Source organism: Niabella soli DSM 19437 (genome assembly GCF_000243115.2).
Lineage (GTDB): Bacteria > Bacteroidota > Bacteroidia > Chitinophagales > Chitinophagaceae > Niabella > Niabella soli.
In genome coordinates this window covers 379,223-399,094 of sequence record NZ_CP007035.1, presented here as the reverse complement: position 1 = coordinate 399,094, position 19,872 = coordinate 379,223, and the positions used below count along the sequence as shown (strand labels likewise).

Here is a 19,872-nt window from a genome sequence, read left to right as displayed (position 1 = left end):
TTAGTACCCTTTTAGTATTGCTACCTTCCTTTGGATTAGCAAAACTGTTTAAAATCGCCGGCAGGGAATCCTGGAAAGCCTATATCCCATTTTATAACACCTGGGTAATGCAGGACATAGCCCAACGGCCGAAGCATTGGGTGTTCTGGCAATTTATCCCTGTGGTGGGATGGTTTATAACACCGGGGATCTTTATCGAATTCAGCAAGGTCTTCTGCCGGTTTTCTTTTTTAGATCATTTATGCGCTTCTATTTTTGCGCCCTTTTATTTTCCCTGGCTCGCCAATAATAAAGATGCACGGTTTATTGGCCCCGAGGGCGTAAAAAAACATCAGAAACCCGGCTGGCGCGAATGGGTAGATGCGGCTGTTTTTGCCGTGGTGGCGGCAACACTGATCCGCGTGTTCATTTTTGAAGCTTATGTGATCCCTTCCAGCTCCATGGAAAAGACCCTGTTAATTAATGATTATTTGTTTGTAAGCAAGTTCAGCTACGGACCGCGCATTCCCAATACGCCCCTTTCTGTTCCGTTTGTGCACAACTATTTGCCGGGCAGCACCATGAAATCATATACTACGCTGATAGAACTGCCCTATATCCGTTGGTTTGCCTCCCCGGTAAAAAGAAATGATTGTGTGGTGTTTAATTTCCCCGAAGGGGATACCGTGATCAATAAAGACGGGTATCAATCTGCACTGCCCTATTATATGTTCGAGCGCGCCCTGGGCAGGGACCGCGTATTGAGCGACCCTGAATATCAGCCACTGGCGGTGCATCCTGTTGATAAAACCGATAACTATATCAAAAGATGTATCGGCGTTGCCGGCGATTCATTGAAGATTGTTGACGGCATCGTTTATATCAACAACCAGCCGGGCTTTATTTCTCCTACGTCCTCCACATTTTATTTCTTTAAAACAAGAAATAATGTGGCCGTTGACGTAGATTTCCTGAGAGAGGCCAAGATCCGGCTGAATATGGAAAGCGATAATCCAGACTTCTCAATAGTTAACGGCGAATACAAAATAAACCTGACGCTTCCGGAACTGGATATTTTAAAAAAGCTTCCCGTTGTTGACCCCAATAGCATTATTAAGGAGTCGTTCCCCGCAAGCTATGTGGAAGGAACCACCTTCCCTTTTGATACGTTGAACTATAGATGGAACCGGGATAATTTTGGCCCGCTATGGGTACCCAAAAAAGGCGCAACAGTGACCTTATCGCCTCAAAACATCGCCTTGTATCGCCGTGCTATCCAGGTGTATGAAAAAAATACACTGGTCGAAAATCCAAATGGCACCTACGTTATCAATGGCATACCAACCAACAAATACACATTTAAAATGGACTATTACTGGATGATGGGCGACAATCGTCATAAATCCCAGGACAGCCGTTATTGGGGCTTTGTACCGGAAGATCATGTGGTAGGTAAAGCGGCCATGATCTGGTTCAGTTATGAGAACGGCCCCAGATGGAAACGTTTCTTCAAAATCATTCATTAGCTATCTGGATCAGCAAAGGGCTTAGTGATGCCTGATCCTTAAAGCCTTTATCAACTAAACAGACCCGGATTTACCTCCGGGTCTGTTTTTTTATTTCTGTATTTTTGATATTCTTGCAGGCCTGATTACGATTAGCAGTCATAATGATCAAAAAATGGGATCCCATCTTTTCAGCCTTGTAGCCGATAATAAAATTGAATATATTTTTATGAACAATTATAAAACGGCAGGCTATTATCTGGCAATATTTCTCCAAAATTTGCCTGTAGCTTTGTGGTAGTTTAGTTTTTTGCAAAATCGTTAGTGTTTGAAAATGGTAGTAAAAAAATACATACTGTTTTTATGCCTGCTGGGGGTTAATTGTTACTGTTTTACAAGTTGTAACGGGCAGCCTGCCTTTGGAACAGATCTGTTGCAAAAAATAAAGGAGCTACCGCTGCCTGGCGTAAAAGGACGTATCGATCATATGGATGTTAACCTGAAGGACCAGGTAGTATATGTAGCGGCTTTAGGCAATAATACACTGGAAGTTGCGGATCTCAACAGCGGTAAAATTATTCGAAGCCTTACGGGGCTGGATGAACCGCAGGGCGTGGGCTATATCTCACAGCAACAGGAAATATTTGTCGCCAATGGCGGAAATGGCGACGGGTATTTTTATGACGCGCACCGTTTCACAAAAACAGGTAGCATCCATTTAGGATCCGATGCGGATGATGTGCGGTATGATTCCGTCGAAAACAGGGTCTATGTTGGATATGGGCAAGGCGGAATGGCGATCATCGATGCTAAAACGCATAAACTAATCAGCAATATTAAATTGCCGGGGCACCCGGAATCTTTCCAGGTTGATAAAAAACTGAACCGGCTGTATGTAAATATTCCTGATGCAAAAATGGTGGGCGTAATAGATCTAAAAACGGCATCCTTTGTTGCCCGGTGGACGAAGAGTAACCTTACCGCTAATTTCCCGATGGCCGTAGACCCGCAATTACACCGGGTTTTTGTGGGGTATCGGCATCCTGCCAGGCTGGTTGTGCTGGATGGGCGTACCGGAAAGGATATCAGCACTATGGCTATGGCTGGGGATGCAGACGACCTGTATTATAACAGTAAAACGTCTGAAATATACGCAAGCGGTGGCGATGGTTATTTAAGCGTATATCAGCAACAGGGGCAGGGCACTTATAAACAGGTAGCCAATATGCTTACCCGTAAAGGGGCACGCACCTCACTGTTTATACCACAGCAGCAACTGTTGGTAGTAGCCGCACCTGCCGGGAGCAGCAAACCAGCCTCGTTGATTGTTTATAAAGAATAACAGGCCGGCATATCATTCATTTTTACGTTAATTACCAGGGGCGAAATGTGATCAGCCCTGATATTTATGTAAAAAAAGGAATATTGACGGATCCAAATCTACCACTCTCGCAATATGATAGTAAAGTGTCTACGGATGGGCAGGATGAATATTGGCTTCATTCGGTTAATGCCGGTGATTATTTCTTTTATGTAAGAGGCCCCGCTCAGGGAACAACGGTCACCGGGTCATCAGGCTTGCAGGTGGCGCAATCTTTTCAGCAGAAGGTTTAGCAGGTTAAAGTCAATGTGCAACAATTCTTTGCCGGAAATAACCTCGCTATGGATCAGGCACAAAAACAAAAATCCCGTCCTGAAGACGGGATCTGTTTAGTTGCGAAGCCAGGGATCGAACCTGGGACCTTCGGGTTATGAGCCCGACGAGCTACCGCTGCTCTACCTCGCGATGCAAAGATAGGATAAAAAAACGACATTACAAAAGCTTCATAAATTTTATTTAGAATTTGTTGTTGGCTAACTGCTTTTATTTCCCGCTGATCCCGATAGCCATCGGGAGCTCAGATCTAAATGCAGCGCTGACCTTCGCGGATCGATTTTTATTTTTTATCTACGAAAAAATCAGCGTTTATCTGCGGGAGGCCTTTTTGTAACCAAGAGTTAAAATAACAATAAAAAACACAAATCTCTTTTGTATTCATTTTTTTTATAGCTTCGCATCCGCTCTTTCAAAAAAATGAAAGCGTGCTTGTTTAGAAATAATTACAAGCAAATTAAGTTTTCAGTGTTCCCGGGGTGCTGGATTTCGCCACAGGCGAATGACGGCTGAGATAATACCCGTAAACCTGATCAGGGTAATGCCTGCGCAGGGAAGGATGCCTCCTTTCTTTTTCAGCATTTCCCTCTCATTATTTTTTTTAACCCTTCCGCCACTGGCGGAAATTTCAAAATGAAAAAAACAAATGAAGAGGATTTTCATTTCCGGCTGCCTGCTACTGGCAGCACCAACATTGTTTGCACAAACGGATACATCCCGTGCAACGTCAGACAGTTTCTATCTTCTATCGCCGGTTGAGGTGCGATCACTGCGCCTGAGCACCCGTGCACCGTTTGCAACCTCCAACGTAACGGCCAAGGAGCTGTCCAAACAAAACCTGGGGCAAAACATGCCTTATCTCTTAAATCAGACACCGTCGCTGATCGTAAATGCAGATGATGGTTTGGGCGTGGGTTATTCATCGCTGCGGATCCGTGGCACAGACATGACCCGCATTAACGTAACCCTAAACGGCATCCCGGTGAATGATCCCGAATCGCAGGGTACTTTTTTTGTGGATCTGCCCGACCTGGCCTCCTCTACCTCCACCATCCAGATCCAGCGGGGCGTTGGCTCCTCTACCAATGGCGCAGGCGCATTTGGCGGGTCCATTAATATTTCCAACCTGGAGCAGCGCAAGGAGGCTGGCGCTGCCGTCAGCAACGCTTATGGTTCTTATAATACCTGGAAACACACGCTGCGTGCGGGCACGGGCCTGTTAAAAGGCGGATTTCAATTTGATGTGCGCCTGTCCAAAATGAGCTCCAGCGGGTATGTTGATCGCTCTTCCTCGGATCTTTCATCGGCACAACTGATCGGTTCCTGGACCTCAAAAAACCAGGCAACCAATATCAAGTTTAACTACCTGACCGGAAAAGAACGTACCGGGCAGGCCTGGAACGGATTGGGCGTGGCCTTTACGGACAAGGACAATCCTTCCACTTTTAATTATGAAACCGCCCTTGATCAGCAAGGCAGAAGAACCAATACTTTAGGACAGATCGACAGCACGCACTATTATAATAACCAAACCGATAATTACTGGCAGGACTACTACCAGTTGTTCCTGAATCAGAAAATAAACAGCAACTGGTCGCTGAACCTTGCCACTTTTCTTACGCGTGGCAAAGGCTATTATAATGAATATAAAAACGGGGAATCATTTGCCACTTACAACCTGCCCAATTTTGTTGCGGCGCCGGGCGATACCCTTAGCACCACCAACCTTACGCGGCAGCTTTGGCTGGATAATTATTACTACGGTACCGTTTTCTCAACCAGTTATGTTACTGCTAAAACTAACTTTATTTTGGGCGGAGCTTATACGCGTTACGATGGTAAAAATTATGGCTATGTAACCTGGGCCGATTATGGTGTTCCATTGGATTACCGCTGGTATAACCTGCCTTCATTCAAAGGCGATTTTAATATCTATGCCAAACTGCAGCAACAAATAGCGCCCAACTTCTATGGCTTTGCGGATCTCCAATACCGTAATGTAATCTATACGATTAACGGGTTCCGGGAAGCGCCAACCATGGATATAAGCAACCGGTATCAATTTTTCAATCCCAAGGTCGGGCTAAGTTATTTCATCAACAACAAGGGCAAAATTTACGCATCCTATGCCATTGCCAATAAGGAACCCAGCCGTGATGATTTTGAAGCGGGTTTGCAGGAACAGCCCAAACCCGAACATTTGCAGGATTTTGAGGCCGGATATGAATACCGTTCTGCTGTTTTCCAGGCGGGTGTAACCGGGTATTATATGCAATATAAAAACCAACTGATCCTGACCGGGAAGATCAATGATGTGGGCGCCTACGCACGTACCAATGTAGATAAAAGCTATCGCGCCGGACTGGAAATAACTACCGGCATCAGACCCAATCAATGGCTACAGTTCAATGCCAACACCACTTTCAGCAGGAATAAGATCAGCAGCATTACCCAATATGCCGATGATTATGATGCGGGAGGACAAGTGTCGCAGCAATATAAGAACACCGATATCTCCCTTTCTCCTAATACCATCGTAGGCGGAAGCCTGACGCTGGAACCTTTTTACAAATTAACCGGCGACCAGCATTTATACCTGGACCTGCTGGAGAAATACATCAGCCGGCAATACCTGGACAATGCTTCAGATAAAATGAAAAGTATTAATCCTTATGCGTTAACAGATCTGCGGCTGCGGTACGAACTAGGCACAAAGACATTCAAAAATATTAGTGTGGTCGTAATGGTAAACAACCTGCTCAATAAAAAATATGAAAACAACGGTTATACTTATAGTTATGTAACAGGTGGCGCGCTTACAACAGAGAATTATTATTTTCCGCAGGCCGGCACCAACTGGAACCTGGGGTTGAGTTTTACGCTGTAAGTACGCTGCGGCACTAATCAGTTTGTGTTATACGATACCAGACACAAACAAAGAAGCCGTCATTTCGACCGAGCGAAACGCAGTGAAGCGAGCGGAGAAATCTCTTTTAGCGATAATTAGATTTCTCTTCTCCCTTCTGCGTCGGGCGCATCGAAATGACGGCTTTTCTAATTGCGTTTTCTTATTCTAAAACTTCAATTCCGGCCAGCCCTCACGATACGTACGTTTTACGTATTGATTGGCGGCGTCAAAATTGGTTACTTTCATATTATCACCATCCCATTTGAGGGTAATACCGCGGCCCGGGAATTTCCCTTCAGCATCTTTATAATTAAAGCTGCGGATGGCCAGGTTCCCCATCAGGATGCTTTCGGTAAGCGGAACGGCATAGCCGATGAAGGGAGAATCCACCATTTTATGTCCCTTCTCATAACCGGCGATACAGGCGTCCACCCATTGCTTATAGTGCCCCTCGGCACCGCCCGGAACCCGGGCATATTTTTTAGCAACATTCAACCCCTGCATTTTCGAAGCCGGCAGTAATGTTGGGTTCAATCCGTAAACCCCGCACATCATTTTGCCCTTGGTGCCCACGAAGATCACCCCGTTGCCCCGGTCGTCATGGCTACCCATAATATCATTTGGGCCTAACTCTTCCGGGCGCTCCGGCTGTATACCTCCGTCCATCCAATGCAGCTTAATGTCTTTTCCATTTTTACCCTTGTACTTGAAGTGGGCAGCAGTAGAAACCGGCGGGCTATCGGGATAATACCCCTGTTTAAAATTGCCCGTATAAATCGTACTGGTACTACAGGTTACTTCGGTAGGGAAGCCAAGTCCCAACACCTTAAATACCGGCCCAACGATATGACAGGCCATATCACCCAGCGCTCCGGTACCATAATCCCACCAGCCACGCCAGTTGAAGGGCACTACATTATCTTCATAGTCCCTTTTAGGTGCGGTACCCAGCCACAGGTCCCAGTTCAGTTCCTGGGGAACGGGCGGTTTTTTATCGGGCCAGGCCAGCCCCTGGGGCCAAACCGGACGGTTGGTCCAGCAATGAACGGATTCAATTTCACCGATCAGTCCGGCTTCATACCATTCTTTCAGGTCGCGTACCCCATCATTAGAAGAGCCCTGGTCGCCCATCTGGGTTACTACTTTATAACGTTTTGCCGCTTCGCCCAGCATGTGCGATTCCCAGATATCATGGGTTAATGGTTTCTGCACATACACGTGCTTCTTTAATTGCATGGCATGAAAGGCCACAATGGCATGGGTATGATCCGGCGTACTTACGCTAACGGCATCAAAATTCTTGCTTTCTTTTTCCAGCAGTTCTCTCCAGTCCTGGTAAAATTTTGCCTTAGGGTATTTTTGCCGGGCCTTTGCTCCCGGGCGATCGTCCACATCGCACAAAAATGCAATTTCGGCATTGCCACTTTTGGCAAACATGCTGATGTCTCCGGCGCCTTTTCCGCCCACACCCACGCCCGCTACTAATAATTTATCGCTGGGCGCTACAAATCCCCTTCCTAAAACATGACGCGGCACTATAAAAAATGCGCCTCCGGCGAGTGCCGAATTTCTGATGAATTTCCTTCTTGAATTCTCCTTTTTTTGACTCATGATGAATAAAAGATTTAATAAAACAGTATTGAAAAATCAGTTATAAACACTTTCTGTTTACAAAGTAAGGCTCCACCCCTCCCGGTAGGTTCTTTTTACAAACCGGTTGGCCTCATCAAAGTTGGTAATCTTCATTGCTTTTGCATCCCACAGCAATTTCTTGCGGCCGGTAAATTTGCTCTTGCCCCAACCGGATACGCTGGGATCCATATACAGCGCACTTCTTATGGCAAGGTTCCCCATCAAAATACTTTCTGTAAACGGTCCGGCATATTCAAACGGTGAGCTGGTTACTCCCTTACCATACCCGGCAATACAGGCATTCACCCATTGCAGGTAGTGGCCGCCCTCGCTGCCCGGTACGCGGGCAATCGTTTGTTTTACTGCCTGGGCGCTATCATTTTTAGAAAGCGGTAATAATCTTGGGTTGGCGCCATAACAATCCGCCAGCAGTTTGCCCTTCGTGCCAATAAATAAAACTCCACCATCCCAGTTACCAAAGGCTTCTTCTGGTTGCAGCTCGTCGGGGCGCTTGGGCATTAATCCGCCGTCGTACCAGGATACTTTAAGGGTTCCCTTTTTATCTTTTCTCGGGTATTCCAGGTGAATAATAGACGCTACCGGGCAACTGTCAATATTATTGGCTTCCTGGTTCATCCCTGTCCACTGGTTGGCAATGCTGCATTCAGCGGAAGAGGGATAATCAATAGGAAGGATCCGGTAAATAGGGTCCATAATATGGCAGGCCATATCTCCCAGTGCGCCGGTACCATAATTCCACCAACCCCGCCAGTTAAAAGGAACCAGCCCGGGGTTGTAGTCATCTTTAGGAGCTGTACCCAGCCAAAGATTCCAATCCAGCTCTTTTGGCACTTCAAATTTTCCGGTAGGCTTCGGTACGCCCTGCGGCCATATCGGGCGGTTGGTCCATGCCTGCGCCTCCACAATATCCCCGATCAGGCCTGCATCATATAATTCTTTCATCCGGCGTACTCCATCCCCGGAGCCACCCTGGTTGCCCATTTGCGTTACTACCTTATATTTTTTTGCTGCCTGCGCCAGGGTACGTGCTTCAAAAATATCATGCGTTAAAGGCTTCTGTGTATAAACGTGCTTGCCCATTTGCATGGCGGCTAAAGTAGCTACCGCGTGGGTATGATCCGGTGTACTGATATTGCAGGCATCGAAATTTTTGGCCTCCTTTTGCAGCATCTCCCTGAAATCTTTATAATAATTTGCCTTGGGGAAGTTTTTTCTGGAAGTAGCTGCCGCCCGGTCATCCACGTCGCACAATGCAACGATGTTCACTTTAGGGCTTTTTGCAAACTCAGCAATATCGCCCTGGCCTTTTCCCCCAACGCCAATCCCCGCAATGTTCAGTTTATCGCTGGGGGCAATAAAACCCTGACCCAGCACATGACGCGGCACAATGAAGAAAGCCGTCCCCGCCATACCGGCATTTTTAATAAATTTCCTTCTTGAATCGTTCTTTTTTCCTTTCATAATGGCTTAAAATTTTTTTTGGCTAAATGGTTTTAGGAGTAGAAAAATAGTCTTTTTCTCTGAAAACAATTAACATTTTATTTGTTTTTCGCAGTTTTTATTGAATAATGGTCAATATCGCTGATCAATGACTTTACTTTTCAGCTCATCTTTAAAGGTGACTATCACTTTAAATTGCATAGGCGCATAATATTGTTCCAGGATTTTCCGGATCTTATCCTTTGATTGTGCTGCATAAACGGTATTTGATTCCAGTTGCGCCCTTGATGAAGTGTATAACTGCTTTTCAACAGACGCAAAATAATCTTCATCCGGCGATTGCAGCATCCCCCGCTTTGTTAAAGCATCCGCCCGGTCCATACGCAGTTCATAACTCAATAGCTGCGGTGTGGGTAGTACAATTTGTACCTGTTTATTTTTTGCTTCAATAGTGATCTGCTGCCCTTTCAGCGCCACCCCATATTTGGCAGTATAAGGAATTGAAATAGTAGCCGTACGTTCCGCAAACATTTTTTTAAATGCATCTGTTACCGTTCCGTCGTTAGCGATGTTAGTGGTCTTGATGGTAGCCGTCCCCTGCACTTCAAGTGATGCCAGCTCCGCAATTTCCTGTACTAATGCCACGTTCAGGGCAACCTGCTGCGTGGTCTTCGTTCCGTTCTTTTTCCCCAGCAGGTAGGCAAGCACCCCAATGGCGATAGCGCAGAGAAAAATAATTATAGGTAAACAGCCTTTTTGCATTACTTTTTATTTCACTAAAATTAAAATCCGATTTAAAAATAACCTTTTATCAGCGAAACAACCATTCTTATAAATTACTTTCAAAAATGCCCGTTTAATTTCAAACATTTCGTTGTATCTTGTCTCGCATTATTCAATAAAATTAAATGGCCATTTGAATGAAAGAGTTGCAAATCAAGAAACAAGCAAAGAAATATGATGTAGTGATCGTGGGCTCCGGTGCGGGCGGGGGTATGGCTGCTTATACCTTGTCGAAGTCTGGTTTGAGCGTGTGTTTGATCGAGGCCGGCACCATGTATAATCCGCAAAAAGAAGTATACCAGCTCAAAAACACCTGGGACTCCAAACGCCGGGGACGCGCTACAAAATACCGCCCTTTCGGGGATTTGGACGCCTGCTATGGGGGCTGGGATATTGAAGGCGAACCTTACACCAAGGAAACCGGCACCGAATGGGAATGGTTCCGCGCACGGATGCTGGGGGGAAGAACCAACCACTGGGGACGCATTTCCCTGCGTTTTGGGCCCAGGGATTTTAAAGGGTATAGTCATGACGGCGTTGGCGCCGACTGGCCCATTGGATACGACGATATAAAACCTTATTATGATAAAGTAGATCAGTTGATTGGCGTATTCGGAAGTGTGGAGAACCTGCCCAACGAACCGGACGGCATTTTTTTGCCGGCGCCCAAACCCCGGCTGCATGAATTGTTTATTAAGAAAGGGGCTCAAAAAGCCAATGTGCCGGTGATCCCCTCCCGCCTGTCGATCCTGACAAAAAAATTAAACGACGACCGCGGCTCCTGCTTTTTCTGCGCCCAATGCGGCAGAAACTGTAGTATGGCCAAGGCCGATTTTTCTTCCTCAAACGTATTGATCTACCCCGCGCTGAAAACCGGCAAGCTGGATGTGATCGCCGACGCCATGGCGCGCGAGGTACTGACCAATGCGGAAGGACTGGCTACCGGCGTTTCCTATATCAACAAAGCCGATATGCTGGAATACCAGGTGGATGGCCGCGTGGTAATACTGGCAGCAAGCGCCTGCGAAACGGCACGGCTTTTACTGAACTCAAAATCACAGCGTCATCCGAACGGGCTGGCCAACAGCAGTAATGTGGTGGGCAAATACCTGCAGGATAGTACCGGTGCTGCCATGGGCGGTTACCTCCCCGAATTGTTTGGCAGAAAACGCTACAATGAAGATGGTGTAGGCGGTATGCACGTATACTCCCCCTGGTGGGGCGATGATAAAAAGCTGGATTTCCCCCGGGGATATCATATCGAATACTGGGGAGGCTTTGGCGGTCAGCCCTCCTATGGATTTGGAATGGGCCTGGAAAATTTAAACGGCAAATACCCGGTAAACGGCAAGAAGAAAGAAGCCGGGGGTTATGGAGCGTCTTTTAAAGAAGATCAGCGTTATTTCTATGGTGCGTCAGTAGGCATGGCCGGTCGCGGTGAAGCCATTGCTTTTGAGCATAACCGCTGCGAGATCGATCCCAAGGTGGTGGACAAATACGGGATCCCCGTTTTGAAGTTTAATGTAACATTGAGCGATTATGAGGTAAAGCAGGCCAAGCATATGAAAGAAACCTTCAAAGAGATCATGCACAATATGGGCGCTGTAATTACCTGGGGAGATGACGGGCCCGAGAAAAATTACGGTATTGATAAACCGGGTTATATTATTCATGAGGCCGGTACGGCACGCATGGGCGATGATCCCAAAAGTTCGGCATTAAATAAATGGAGCCAGGCGCATGATTGTAAAACATTGTTTTGTGTAGATGGCAGCCAGTTCACTTCACAGGCCAATAAGAATATCACCTGGACCATCCTGGCCTTAAGCATGCGGGCCAGCGAGTATATTATTGATGAAATGAAAAAACAAAATCTTTAACAGGTTTGATGTTTAAGGTTTGATATCTGACGTTAGCACCAACATCAAACTTTAAACTTCTAACCTCAAACATATCAATATGAAAAGACGTGATTCGCTCAAATACATAGCTGCGGGGGCTTTGGCTTCCGGCGCATTGGCCATTGGTTGTAACACCAATGAAAAAAAAGAAGCGGCAACAACTGCCGGTGCGGAAAAAGAAGGAGCAGTGCATCGTTATGAAGATGAAAAAATTCATGAAAAAGAAGTGGATGCCCTCCCCGATTTTTTTGATGCCCATGAAATGGCAACCATCACCATCCTGACAGACATCATCATTCCAAAAGACGCCGTAAGCGGCAGTGCCACCGACGCTAAAGTTCCTGAGTTTATCCAGTTTACAGTAAAGGATCAACCCAAATTGCAAACGCCCCTCAGAGGTGGGTTACGCTGGTTGGATCTGCAGTGTCTGAACAGATATGGCAAACCCTTCAAAGACTGCACAGAGCAGCAACGTATAGCAATGGTAGATCTGATCGCTTACCCTGAGCGGGCCAAGGGCAAACCTGAGCTGAGCCAGGGCGTTGCTTTTTTTAGCCAGATACGGGACCTCACGGCCACCGGCTTCTATTCCACCGCCATAGGTGTAAAAGACCTGGGGTATGCCGGCAATCAGCCCAATCAGTGGAATGGCGTTCCGGATGATGTGTTAAAACAGTACGGACTGGCGTATACCGATAGAGAGCTGAAAGAATGCGTTAGCTTTCCGTGATAACGTAAACTACCAGATAAAAGTAAAGCCATGAATTATTCGTGGCTTTTTATATTATACTAATTTTACGCCGGGAACTTTGGCATATTTTCGACTTATTAACCAAACTACCTGAGACCTTCAACTATGCTTAAAACGATATTGCTTCTTTCAGTGCTCTTTTTATCATTACTTAATACATCCGGCCAGACTATCGCTGATAAAATAATGTTTGTTGTTGACTCGATTCCTGTCATAGACGATCCGCAACAGGGGGATGAAATTCAGCAAACCGATGTTGCCGATATTACGATTATAAAAAATAAAGACACACTGAATCGTTTAGGTTACGCGCAGTTTGATGGTGTAACATTTGTATTTACAAAAGAATATAGAAACAGAGCTGACAGCTTAAGGCAAATACCTTCGACAAAACAAATGGAAAGGAAAAATGGCGTGTGGCTTTTCCATAACAATCCCTACTCCGGCCCCTTTATCGACTACTACTACAGCGGGAAAAAACAAGGTGATGGCGCATTTATAAACGGTTTAGTAAATGGCCGTCGCACCATGTATTATCAAAACGGCAAAATAGAAGCAGAAAAATATTACAAAGACGGGATTGAAAATGGGTTGGCTAAAGAATATTATGAGGATGGCACCTTACGTCAAAAAGGAATATTTGCAGATGGTAAAGAAGAAGGGATTTGGGAAAGTTATTTCCCAAACGGAAAAGTTAAACTACTTAGCAATTATTTCAAGGGCGAACTCTTTGACACTGCAACCAGGTATTATTCTACGGGAAGAATAAAAGAAAAAGTCTTTATTAAAAAAGGTAAAGTTGAACCTGACCCAAATCTTGTAAGAATAAACCAATTGATGAAAAAAAGCAATGAAAGCAACAAAGAAGGAGATATAAAAGCCGCGATCAAATATTGTTCAAAAGCCCTCGAATTGGATAGCAGTTTTGCCGATGCCTATTTTTCAAGAGGCACAATTAAATTAAATGATTTTCAATTTGATGATGCCATCGCAGATCTGGATAAAGCGCTATTCTACGAGCCCTACATGGCGACGGCTTTAGCCAACCGGGCGTTTGCAAGAATCAGAAAATATCAATTTGCCAATAGCAGAACATTGTCAAAGAATCGGGACGTGACCGTTTTAGCTGCTGCCGACAAAGTTCCTGTTCCCGCAGGTGAACAAGAAAAGATTTGTGCTGATCTTCAAAAAGCTGTGTTCCTTGGCAACAAAACAAAAATGATAATTGAAGCTTTATCCGACTACTGCCAGGGAAGAACAGCCACTAACTGAGCCCCTCGTCATAATATCCCAATATGCAGCACGCAACATTTTAATTAAAGTGCTACCTTTAGGAATACAATGAAAATCATATCGGCCATACTTGCGGTAGTAGTGCTGTTTTTAGCAGTTCAGCCTGTATTGGGCAATTTCATTGTAACCGCAAAGGAGCAACCTGCACATGACTGCTGTACCGGAATGTGCAAAAGGTCATCCCCGGCCCAGGAAAAAAGCAATTACCCTTGCAAAAACGGGCACTGCGATAACCCGTTTTTAGTCTGCTCCAATAGTTACTTTCTCAATTCAAACGAACCAATATTTTCGCTGATCCCCCTTTTTACTTCATCAAAAAAAACCGGGTTATCAAATGACAGCGTTGTATCTTTTTATATCCAGGACTTTTGGCACCCGCCGGAAACGGTTTAAGTTCAAAAGAAAAAGATATTTCACCATTTAAATTGAATAAAATGAAAAAATTAGTTGCCGGCATTTCTTTAGCGTTAATGCTCATGAGTGCTGCTTTATATGCCAACAACAATGCGCCCAAAAAAGCAGATTGTTGTGCTCCGGGGAAAGCTTGCTGTTACCCGGGAAGCTCCTGTTGCAGGAAATAAATACTACTGCACTATAAGCCAAACCCATCACATTATAGTGGTGGGTTTTGTTTAACTTAAAAAGAATGGCATTGGAACAAATTCATAAAAACAAACCTGAATGACGGATATTTTAGACAATGGACCCTTTTACCATGGAACGAAGGCAGATCTGCAGGTGGGTGATTTACTGACCGCAGGATTCCGGTCGAATTACCAGCCGGAGATCATCATGAACCACATTTATTTTACCGCTCTTGCCAATGGGGCGGGACTGGCCGCTGCACTGGCCAAAGGGGACGGGGATGAGCGCATTTATATCGTTGAGCCAACAGGAAGCTTTGAAAACGACCCCAACGTTACGGACAAAAAATTCCCGGGCAACCCCACCCGCTCCTATCGTAGCCAGGCGCCGTTGAAGGTCATTGGTGAGCTAACCGATTGGGTAAGATTAACGCCCGGGGAACGTCAACAATGGAACGAAAAACTGGCGAATATTAAAGGGGAAATTATTAATTAATTCCCTAAATGCTGTAGGGTGAAATTTGATCCAGCGGGATCTGCGAAATTATTCAGCGGAATAACCTCTGGCTTCGTTGGGTTAAATGAACGCCTGAAACATTACGTCTTAAAATCGTAATTTCGGCCCGTGATCTCCCAAAATACCATACAGGATATTCTTTCCCGCATCGACGTACTGGACGTGGTAGGTGAATTTGTAAAATTGAAAAAAAGGGGGGCCAACTACCTGGGCCTCTGCCCTTTTCATAACGAAAAAACGCCTTCCTTCACTGTTTCTCCCTCTAAAGAAATATACAAATGTTTCGGTTGCGGCAAAAGCGGCAACACCATCAGCTTCATCATGGAGCATGAGAAATACAGTTATGTGGAAGCCCTGAAATGGTTGGCCAACCGCTACGGAATCGAAGTAGAAGAAACCTTTGCCAGCGACGAACAACGCGAGCAATATCAAACCGCAGACAGTCTCTTCATCATTAATAATTTTGCTGAGCAATTTTTCACAAAAGCATTAACGGAATCTGAAGAAGGCAGGCTGATCGGCCTCAGCTATTTTAAAGAGCGGGGGTTTCGTGAGGGGATCATAGAAAAATTCCGGCTGGGGTATGCTCCCAACGACAGGGATGCTTTCACGCGGGAGGCGTTGTCGAAACAGTATAACAAGGAACTCTTATTAAAAAGTGGGTTGGTCGCGGAACGCAATGGCGCCCTCGCGGATAACTATCGCGGGCGGGTTATTTTTCCGATTCACAATCATAGCGGGAAAGTGCTGGGCTTTGGTGCGCGCATTTTGAAAACGACGGATAAAGCGCCCAAATATATTAACACGCCCGAAAACGAGATCTACGTTAAAAGTAAGATACTTTATGGCTCGTATTTTGCGCGCACCGCCATTGAAAAGGCGGATGAATGTTTACTCGTTGAGGGCTACACTGACGTGGTCTCCCTTCATCAGGCAGGCATTGAAAACGTGGTCGCCTCTGGGGGAACTTCGTTAACGGTGGACCAATTGCGCCTCATAAAAAAATACACCAACAATCTTACGATCATTTATGACGGCGATGCGGCTGGTGTAAAAGCAGCGTTGCGCGGGCTGGACCTGGCTTTGGAAGAAAGTCTGAATGTGAAGCTGGTATTGATCCCTGATAAGGAAGACCCGGATAGTTTTGTAAATAAAATAGGCGCCGGTGCCTTTACTGAGTTTATTAAAAAGAATAAAAAAGATTTTATTCTTTTCCAACTGGAATCTTCCCTGGCATCCATTGGCGATGACCCGGTAAAAAAATCAGAACTGGTCAACAAGATCGCTGAGTCTATCAGTCGAATTAATAAAGCGGAGGACTTTACCAAACAGCAGGATTATATAAAGGAATCAGCAGCCATACTGGCTATTGATGAGGCCGGACTGCACGCCCTGGTAAATAAATATATCCGCGACCGGGTAGCCAGCCTCGAACGTAAGGCCCAAAGCAATACTGAAAAAGAAAAAAACAGTGCAGCGGCCGAAACATCCGGTTTTGATGACGCCACTTTTGACCTGTTGTTTAAAGATCAACTGCAGGAAAAAGAGCTGGCCAGGATATTACTGGAATATGGTAACCGCCCCTGGGATGAACAAACCCTGGTGGCGCAGCATGTCTTTGACGAGATTGATGAACTTGAAATTGACGACACCGATGTAAATCAATTAATAACCTCTGTAAAAAAACTCCTGCACAACAATCCGGGTTTGCTCAACGACAAATATTTCATTTACAATGACGATAAGAAGCTTAGTGCTTTCGCTGTTTCCTTACTCAATCACCCTTACGAAGAAAGCGACCGGTGGGCCTCGGATTTTAGCGATAATACCGGGTACCAACGCGACCTCTTCAGCCAATCGTTTGAAGCCTTTTCAAAAGTGATCAGCAAGGGTAATGAAAACGACCTGAACAAATACAAATTAATTTCGGAAGACCGCACCAATCAAAAGGTGGAATCGGCCATTCAATATCTCAAACTAAAAAAGATCAAGCGGATGTTATTGCAGAACCAGGAGGATATGGCCTCAGCACTAAACGACTCCAAATTCCGCGAACTGCACTTTATTCACAAATCGTTAAAAGATATGGAACGGGAGATCACTAATATCCTGGGAACGGTGATTATTCAGTAGACAGTTACAGGTTCAATGTTCCGCCACATCTGCGAATCAGCGACTATTGACTATTCATTTCTTCCCATCACCCTTACAGGGTTTTACCTAAGCTTTTTATACACAGTGCAATTTTGCAAATGACGCCTGGCAAATACCCGGCCCATCAGGAATGCGATTGCAATCCCTCCCTTCTATAGTTCTTTCGTATTCATTGACTTTCATTGCATAAATCCGTACTTTCGCAACCAAATCAGCAATATTAAAAACAACAGGAAATATGCCTGAATCCAAAACCATTATTATTACCGGCGGCGCGGGCTTTATCGGTTCGCATGTAATCCGTTTATTTGCAACCCGGTACCCGGATTATAAGATCATTAACCTGGACGCGCTTACCTACGCAGGCAACCTTGAAAATTTAAAAGATATCCAGGACCAGCCCAATTATATTTTCGAAAAAGCCAATATCGTAAATGCAAACGAAGTGACCGCTTTGTTTCAAAAATACCGGCCGGATGGGGTCATTCACCTGGCAGCCGAAAGCCATGTAGACCGCTCTATTACTTCTCCTCTCGATTTCGTGTACACCAATGTGATCGGTACTGTAAATTTATTGAATGCAGCGAAGGAGCTTTGGAAAGGCAATTACGAAGGCAAGCGGTTTCACCATGTTTCCACAGACGAAGTATATGGCGCCCTGGGAGCTGAAGGCCTGTTTACCGAGGATACGGCTTATGATCCGCATTCCCCGTATTCCGCATCAAAAGCATCTTCCGATCACTTTGTATATGCCTATGCAGATACCTACGGGCTGCCGGTAGTGCTTACCAACTGCTCTAACAATTACGGGCCGAATCATTTCCCTGAAAAACTGATCCCCCTGATGATCCATAATATCATTAACAACAAGCCATTGCCGGTTTATGGGGATGGAAAATATACCCGCGACTGGCTGTATGTGATCGATCATGCGCGGGCTATTGACCTGGTTTTTCACGAAGGGAAAAGCGGCGAAAAGTACAATGTGGGCGGTTTTAATGAGTGGCAAAACATCGACCTGGTAAACCTCTTATGCCAGCAGATGGATGAAAAACTGGGGCGTATAGCCGGTACCAGTGCCCAACTGATCACTTTTGTAAAAGACCGTCCGGGTCACGATCTGCGCTATGCCATCGATGCCACCAAGATCAATAAAGAGTTGGGATGGAGCCCATCCGTTACTTTTGAAGAAGGGTTATCTAAAACGATCGACTGGTTCCTGGAAAATACCGAATGGCTGGAACACGTGACCTCCGGAGATTACCAGCATTATTACGAAAAACAATACAACGCAGAATAAATGAAGGTAACCGAAACCCGGCTTAGGGGGTGTTTTATTATAGAGCCGCAATTGTTTAAGGACGAAAGAGGCTACTTTTTTGAGAGTTTTAATGAAGCGCGGTTTAACGAGCGTATGGGCATTTCCACCCATTTTGTGCAGGATAATCAATCGTTTTCCACCCGGGGGGTGATCAGGGGTTTGCATGCCCAGACAGGCGATTTTGCCCAGGCTAAACTGGTACGGGTGCTGCAGGGTGAAGTGCTGGATGTGGCAGTGGATGCGCGTCCGGGCTCGCCTACTTTTGGTCAGCATGTGGCGGTTACCTTAAGCGCCGCAAACCAGTTGCAGTTCTTTATTCCCAGGGGATTTTTGCACGGATTTTCTGTACTTTCCAACACGGCCGTATTCTTTTACAAGTGCGACAACTATTACAACAAGGCCTCCGAAACCGGTGTGGTGTATAACGACCCCGGGCTCAATATCAATTGGCAGGTTGACGCTGATAAGGCGGGCATTTCTCCCAAAGACGCCGAACTGCCGTTCTTTAATGATGTGTTTAAATAAACTATAATGAAAGGAATTATCCTCGCCGGCGGATCCGGCACCCGCCTTTACCCTATTACCAAGGCCATCAGCAAACAACTGATGCCGATTTACGACAAGCCGATGATCTATTACCCTTTATCAGTTTTAATGATGGCAGGTATTAATGAAGTATTGATCATCACCACCCCGGAAGATCAACCGGGTTTTAAACGCCTGCTGGGCGACGGGCAAAAGATCGGCTGCCGGTTTGAATATGCCGTGCAGGAAGTGCCTAATGGGCTGGCGCAAGCCTTTGTTATCGGAGCTGAATTTGTGGGCAACGATAAAGTAGCATTGGTGCTGGGCGATAATATCTTTTATGGTGCCGGACTGGGCAGCCAGTTGAAAAAGCTCACCGATGTGGAAGGGGGTTATGTTTTTGCGTACCAGGTATCAGACCCCGAGCGGTATGGCGTGGTGGAATTTGATGAAAATAAAATGGCAAAATCCATCGAAGAGAAGCCAACGGAGCCCAAATCGAATTACGCGGTTCCGGGTCTGTATTTTTATGACAACTCTGTGCTGGAGATTGCTAAAAACCTGAAACCCTCTCCAAGAGGCGAATATGAAATCACCGATGTCAACAAGGAATACCTGAATCGTAAACAGTTGCATGTAGCCATCCTGGACAGAGGCACTGCCTGGCTGGACACCGGCACCTTCGATTCGCTGACGGACGCTTCTGAATTTGTGCGCGTAATTGAAAAGCGCCAGGGCATGAAGATCGGCTGCATTGAGGAGATCGCCTTCCGGAACGGCTTTATCAACAAAGAGCAATTAAACGTACTGGCCGATGAGCTCATCAAAAGCGGCTACGGCAGCTACCTGAAGAAGGTGAAATAATGGCTGATCCGTTCCCTACAAAGCTTGTAGCTTCGCAGTT

General features: G+C 45.7%; 16 protein-coding genes, 1 tRNA gene and 1 riboswitch. Of the genes, 13 read left to right on the top strand and 4 right to left on the bottom strand.

The features are described 5' to 3' along the window. Positions 1–107: 107 nt before the first annotated feature. The 3 genes from lepB (at position 108) to NIASO_RS20140 (ending at position 3,098) form a co-directional block, all read left to right on the top strand. Positions 108–1,505, top strand: coding sequence for a signal peptidase I (lepB, locus tag NIASO_RS01605; protein WP_245605211.1), 1,398 nt, complete (start codon positions 108–110; stop codon positions 1,503–1,505). Positions 1,506–1,818: 313 nt separating this feature from the next. Beyond that, positions 1,819–2,826 carry a YncE family protein gene (locus NIASO_RS01600; RefSeq protein ID WP_008581978.1) on the top strand — a complete coding sequence of 336 codons (1,008 nt, stop codon included), beginning with the start codon at positions 1,819–1,821 and terminating at the stop codon, positions 2,824–2,826. Between the two features lie 83 nt (positions 2,827–2,909). Beyond that, on the top strand, positions 2,910–3,098 hold the full coding sequence (locus NIASO_RS20140; RefSeq protein WP_157547174.1) for a hypothetical protein: 189 nt from the start codon (positions 2,910–2,912) through the stop codon (positions 3,096–3,098). A 100-nt stretch (positions 3,099–3,198) separates the two neighbouring features. Here the strand turns inward: NIASO_RS20140 and NIASO_RS01595 are convergent. Beyond that, positions 3,199–3,270 (bottom strand) — tRNA-Met (locus NIASO_RS01595). A gap of 333 nt (positions 3,271–3,603) precedes the next feature. Beyond that, a riboswitch (TPP riboswitch) is annotated at positions 3,604–3,711 on the top strand. Between the two features lie 73 nt (positions 3,712–3,784). Between NIASO_RS01595 and NIASO_RS01585 the strand changes: the two genes are divergently transcribed. Continuing rightward, positions 3,785–6,025, top strand: a complete 2,241-nt coding sequence (locus NIASO_RS01585; protein WP_008581980.1) for a TonB-dependent receptor — start codon at positions 3,785–3,787, stop codon at positions 6,023–6,025. A gap of 186 nt (positions 6,026–6,211) precedes the next feature. Here the strand turns inward: NIASO_RS01585 and NIASO_RS01580 are convergent, their stop codons facing one another. From NIASO_RS01580 to NIASO_RS01570, 3 genes are all read right to left on the bottom strand, one after another. Next, positions 6,212–7,657: a Gfo/Idh/MocA family protein gene (locus NIASO_RS01580; protein WP_008581982.1), complete on the bottom strand. Its 1,446-nt coding sequence runs from the start codon at positions 7,655–7,657 to the stop codon at positions 6,212–6,214. Between the two features lie 57 nt (positions 7,658–7,714). After that, positions 7,715–9,160 carry a Gfo/Idh/MocA family protein gene (locus NIASO_RS01575; RefSeq protein WP_008581984.1) on the bottom strand — a complete coding sequence of 482 codons (1,446 nt, stop codon included), beginning with the start codon at positions 9,158–9,160 and terminating at the stop codon, positions 7,715–7,717. A 111-nt stretch (positions 9,161–9,271) separates the two neighbouring features. Continuing rightward, positions 9,272–9,901: a DUF4230 domain-containing protein gene (locus NIASO_RS01570; RefSeq protein ID WP_008581986.1), complete on the bottom strand. Its 630-nt coding sequence runs from the start codon at positions 9,899–9,901 to the stop codon at positions 9,272–9,274. A gap of 158 nt (positions 9,902–10,059) precedes the next feature. On the opposite strand from NIASO_RS01570, the gene NIASO_RS01565 reads away from it, so the two are divergent. The 9 genes from NIASO_RS01565 to rfbA all read left to right on the top strand — a co-directional run bounded on the left by NIASO_RS01565 (position 10,060) and on the right by rfbA (position 19,832). Continuing rightward, on the top strand, positions 10,060–11,802 hold the full coding sequence (locus NIASO_RS01565) for a GMC oxidoreductase (RefSeq protein ID WP_008581987.1): 1,743 nt from the start codon (positions 10,060–10,062) through the stop codon (positions 11,800–11,802). Between the two features lie 79 nt (positions 11,803–11,881). Further along, positions 11,882–12,553: a gluconate 2-dehydrogenase subunit 3 family protein gene (locus NIASO_RS01560; RefSeq protein ID WP_008581989.1), complete on the top strand. Its 672-nt coding sequence runs from the start codon at positions 11,882–11,884 to the stop codon at positions 12,551–12,553. 126 nt (positions 12,554–12,679) lie between these two features. After that, on the top strand, positions 12,680–13,846 hold the full coding sequence (locus NIASO_RS01555) for a toxin-antitoxin system YwqK family antitoxin (RefSeq protein WP_084568262.1): 1,167 nt from the start codon (positions 12,680–12,682) through the stop codon (positions 13,844–13,846). Between the two features lie 455 nt (positions 13,847–14,301). Next, positions 14,302–14,448 carry a hypothetical protein gene (locus NIASO_RS01545; protein WP_157547172.1) on the top strand — a complete coding sequence of 49 codons (147 nt, stop codon included), beginning with the start codon at positions 14,302–14,304 and terminating at the stop codon, positions 14,446–14,448. Between the two features lie 100 nt (positions 14,449–14,548). Continuing rightward, positions 14,549–14,947: an NAD(+)--rifampin ADP-ribosyltransferase gene (gene arr / locus NIASO_RS01540; protein ID WP_008581993.1), complete on the top strand. Its 399-nt coding sequence runs from the start codon at positions 14,549–14,551 to the stop codon at positions 14,945–14,947. 129 nt (positions 14,948–15,076) lie between these two features. Next, complete coding sequence (gene dnaG, locus NIASO_RS01535) at positions 15,077–17,101, top strand: DNA primase (protein WP_008581995.1); 2,025 nt, start codon at positions 15,077–15,079, stop codon at positions 17,099–17,101. A 259-nt stretch (positions 17,102–17,360) separates the two neighbouring features. Further along, a complete protein-coding gene (rfbB, locus tag NIASO_RS01530) occupies positions 17,361–18,422 on the top strand; it encodes a dTDP-glucose 4,6-dehydratase (protein ID WP_008581997.1) in 1,062 nt (353 codons plus the stop codon). Further along, positions 18,423–18,968 (top strand): dTDP-4-dehydrorhamnose 3,5-epimerase, encoded by a 546-nt coding sequence (gene rfbC, locus NIASO_RS01525; RefSeq protein ID WP_008581998.1) that lies wholly within the window; start codon positions 18,423–18,425, stop codon positions 18,966–18,968. Between the two features lie 6 nt (positions 18,969–18,974). Further along, the gene (gene rfbA / locus NIASO_RS01520) at positions 18,975–19,832 is read left to right on the top strand and encodes a glucose-1-phosphate thymidylyltransferase RfbA (RefSeq protein ID WP_008582000.1); all 858 of its coding nucleotides are present in this window, start codon (positions 18,975–18,977) and stop codon (positions 19,830–19,832) included. Positions 19,833–19,872 lie beyond the last annotated feature (40 nt).

Bases quoted from the DNA above. Each gene is read 5' to 3' on its own strand.
- NIASO_RS01560 (WP_008581989.1), top strand. From the start codon at position 11,882: ATGAAAAGACGTGATTCGCTCAAATACATAGCTGCGGGGGCTTTGGCT.
- rfbB (WP_008581997.1), top strand. From the start codon at position 17,361: ATGCCTGAATCCAAAACCATTATTATTACCGGCGGCGCGGGCTTTATC.
- rfbC (WP_008581998.1), top strand. From the start codon at position 18,423: ATGAAGGTAACCGAAACCCGGCTTAGGGGGTGTTTTATTATAGAGCCG.
- NIASO_RS01570 (WP_008581986.1), bottom strand. From the start codon at position 9,901: ATGCAAAAAGGCTGTTTACCTATAATTATTTTTCTCTGCGCTATCGCC.
- NIASO_RS01555 (WP_084568262.1), top strand. From the start codon at position 12,680: ATGCTTAAAACGATATTGCTTCTTTCAGTGCTCTTTTTATCATTACTT.
- NIASO_RS01580 (WP_008581982.1), bottom strand. From the start codon at position 7,657: ATGAGTCAAAAAAAGGAGAATTCAAGAAGGAAATTCATCAGAAATTCG.
- NIASO_RS01600 (WP_008581978.1), top strand. From the start codon at position 1,819: ATGGTAGTAAAAAAATACATACTGTTTTTATGCCTGCTGGGGGTTAAT.
- NIASO_RS01565 (WP_008581987.1), top strand. From the start codon at position 10,060: ATGAAAGAGTTGCAAATCAAGAAACAAGCAAAGAAATATGATGTAGTG.
- rfbA (WP_008582000.1), top strand. From the start codon at position 18,975: ATGAAAGGAATTATCCTCGCCGGCGGATCCGGCACCCGCCTTTACCCT.
- arr (WP_008581993.1), top strand. From the start codon at position 14,549: ATGACGGATATTTTAGACAATGGACCCTTTTACCATGGAACGAAGGCA.
- lepB (WP_245605211.1), top strand. From the start codon at position 108: ATGCAGGACATAGCCCAACGGCCGAAGCATTGGGTGTTCTGGCAATTT.
- NIASO_RS01545 (WP_157547172.1), top strand. From the start codon at position 14,302: ATGAAAAAATTAGTTGCCGGCATTTCTTTAGCGTTAATGCTCATGAGT.
- NIASO_RS01575 (WP_008581984.1), bottom strand. From the start codon at position 9,160: ATGAAAGGAAAAAAGAACGATTCAAGAAGGAAATTTATTAAAAATGCC.
- NIASO_RS01585 (WP_008581980.1), top strand. From the start codon at position 3,785: ATGAAGAGGATTTTCATTTCCGGCTGCCTGCTACTGGCAGCACCAACA.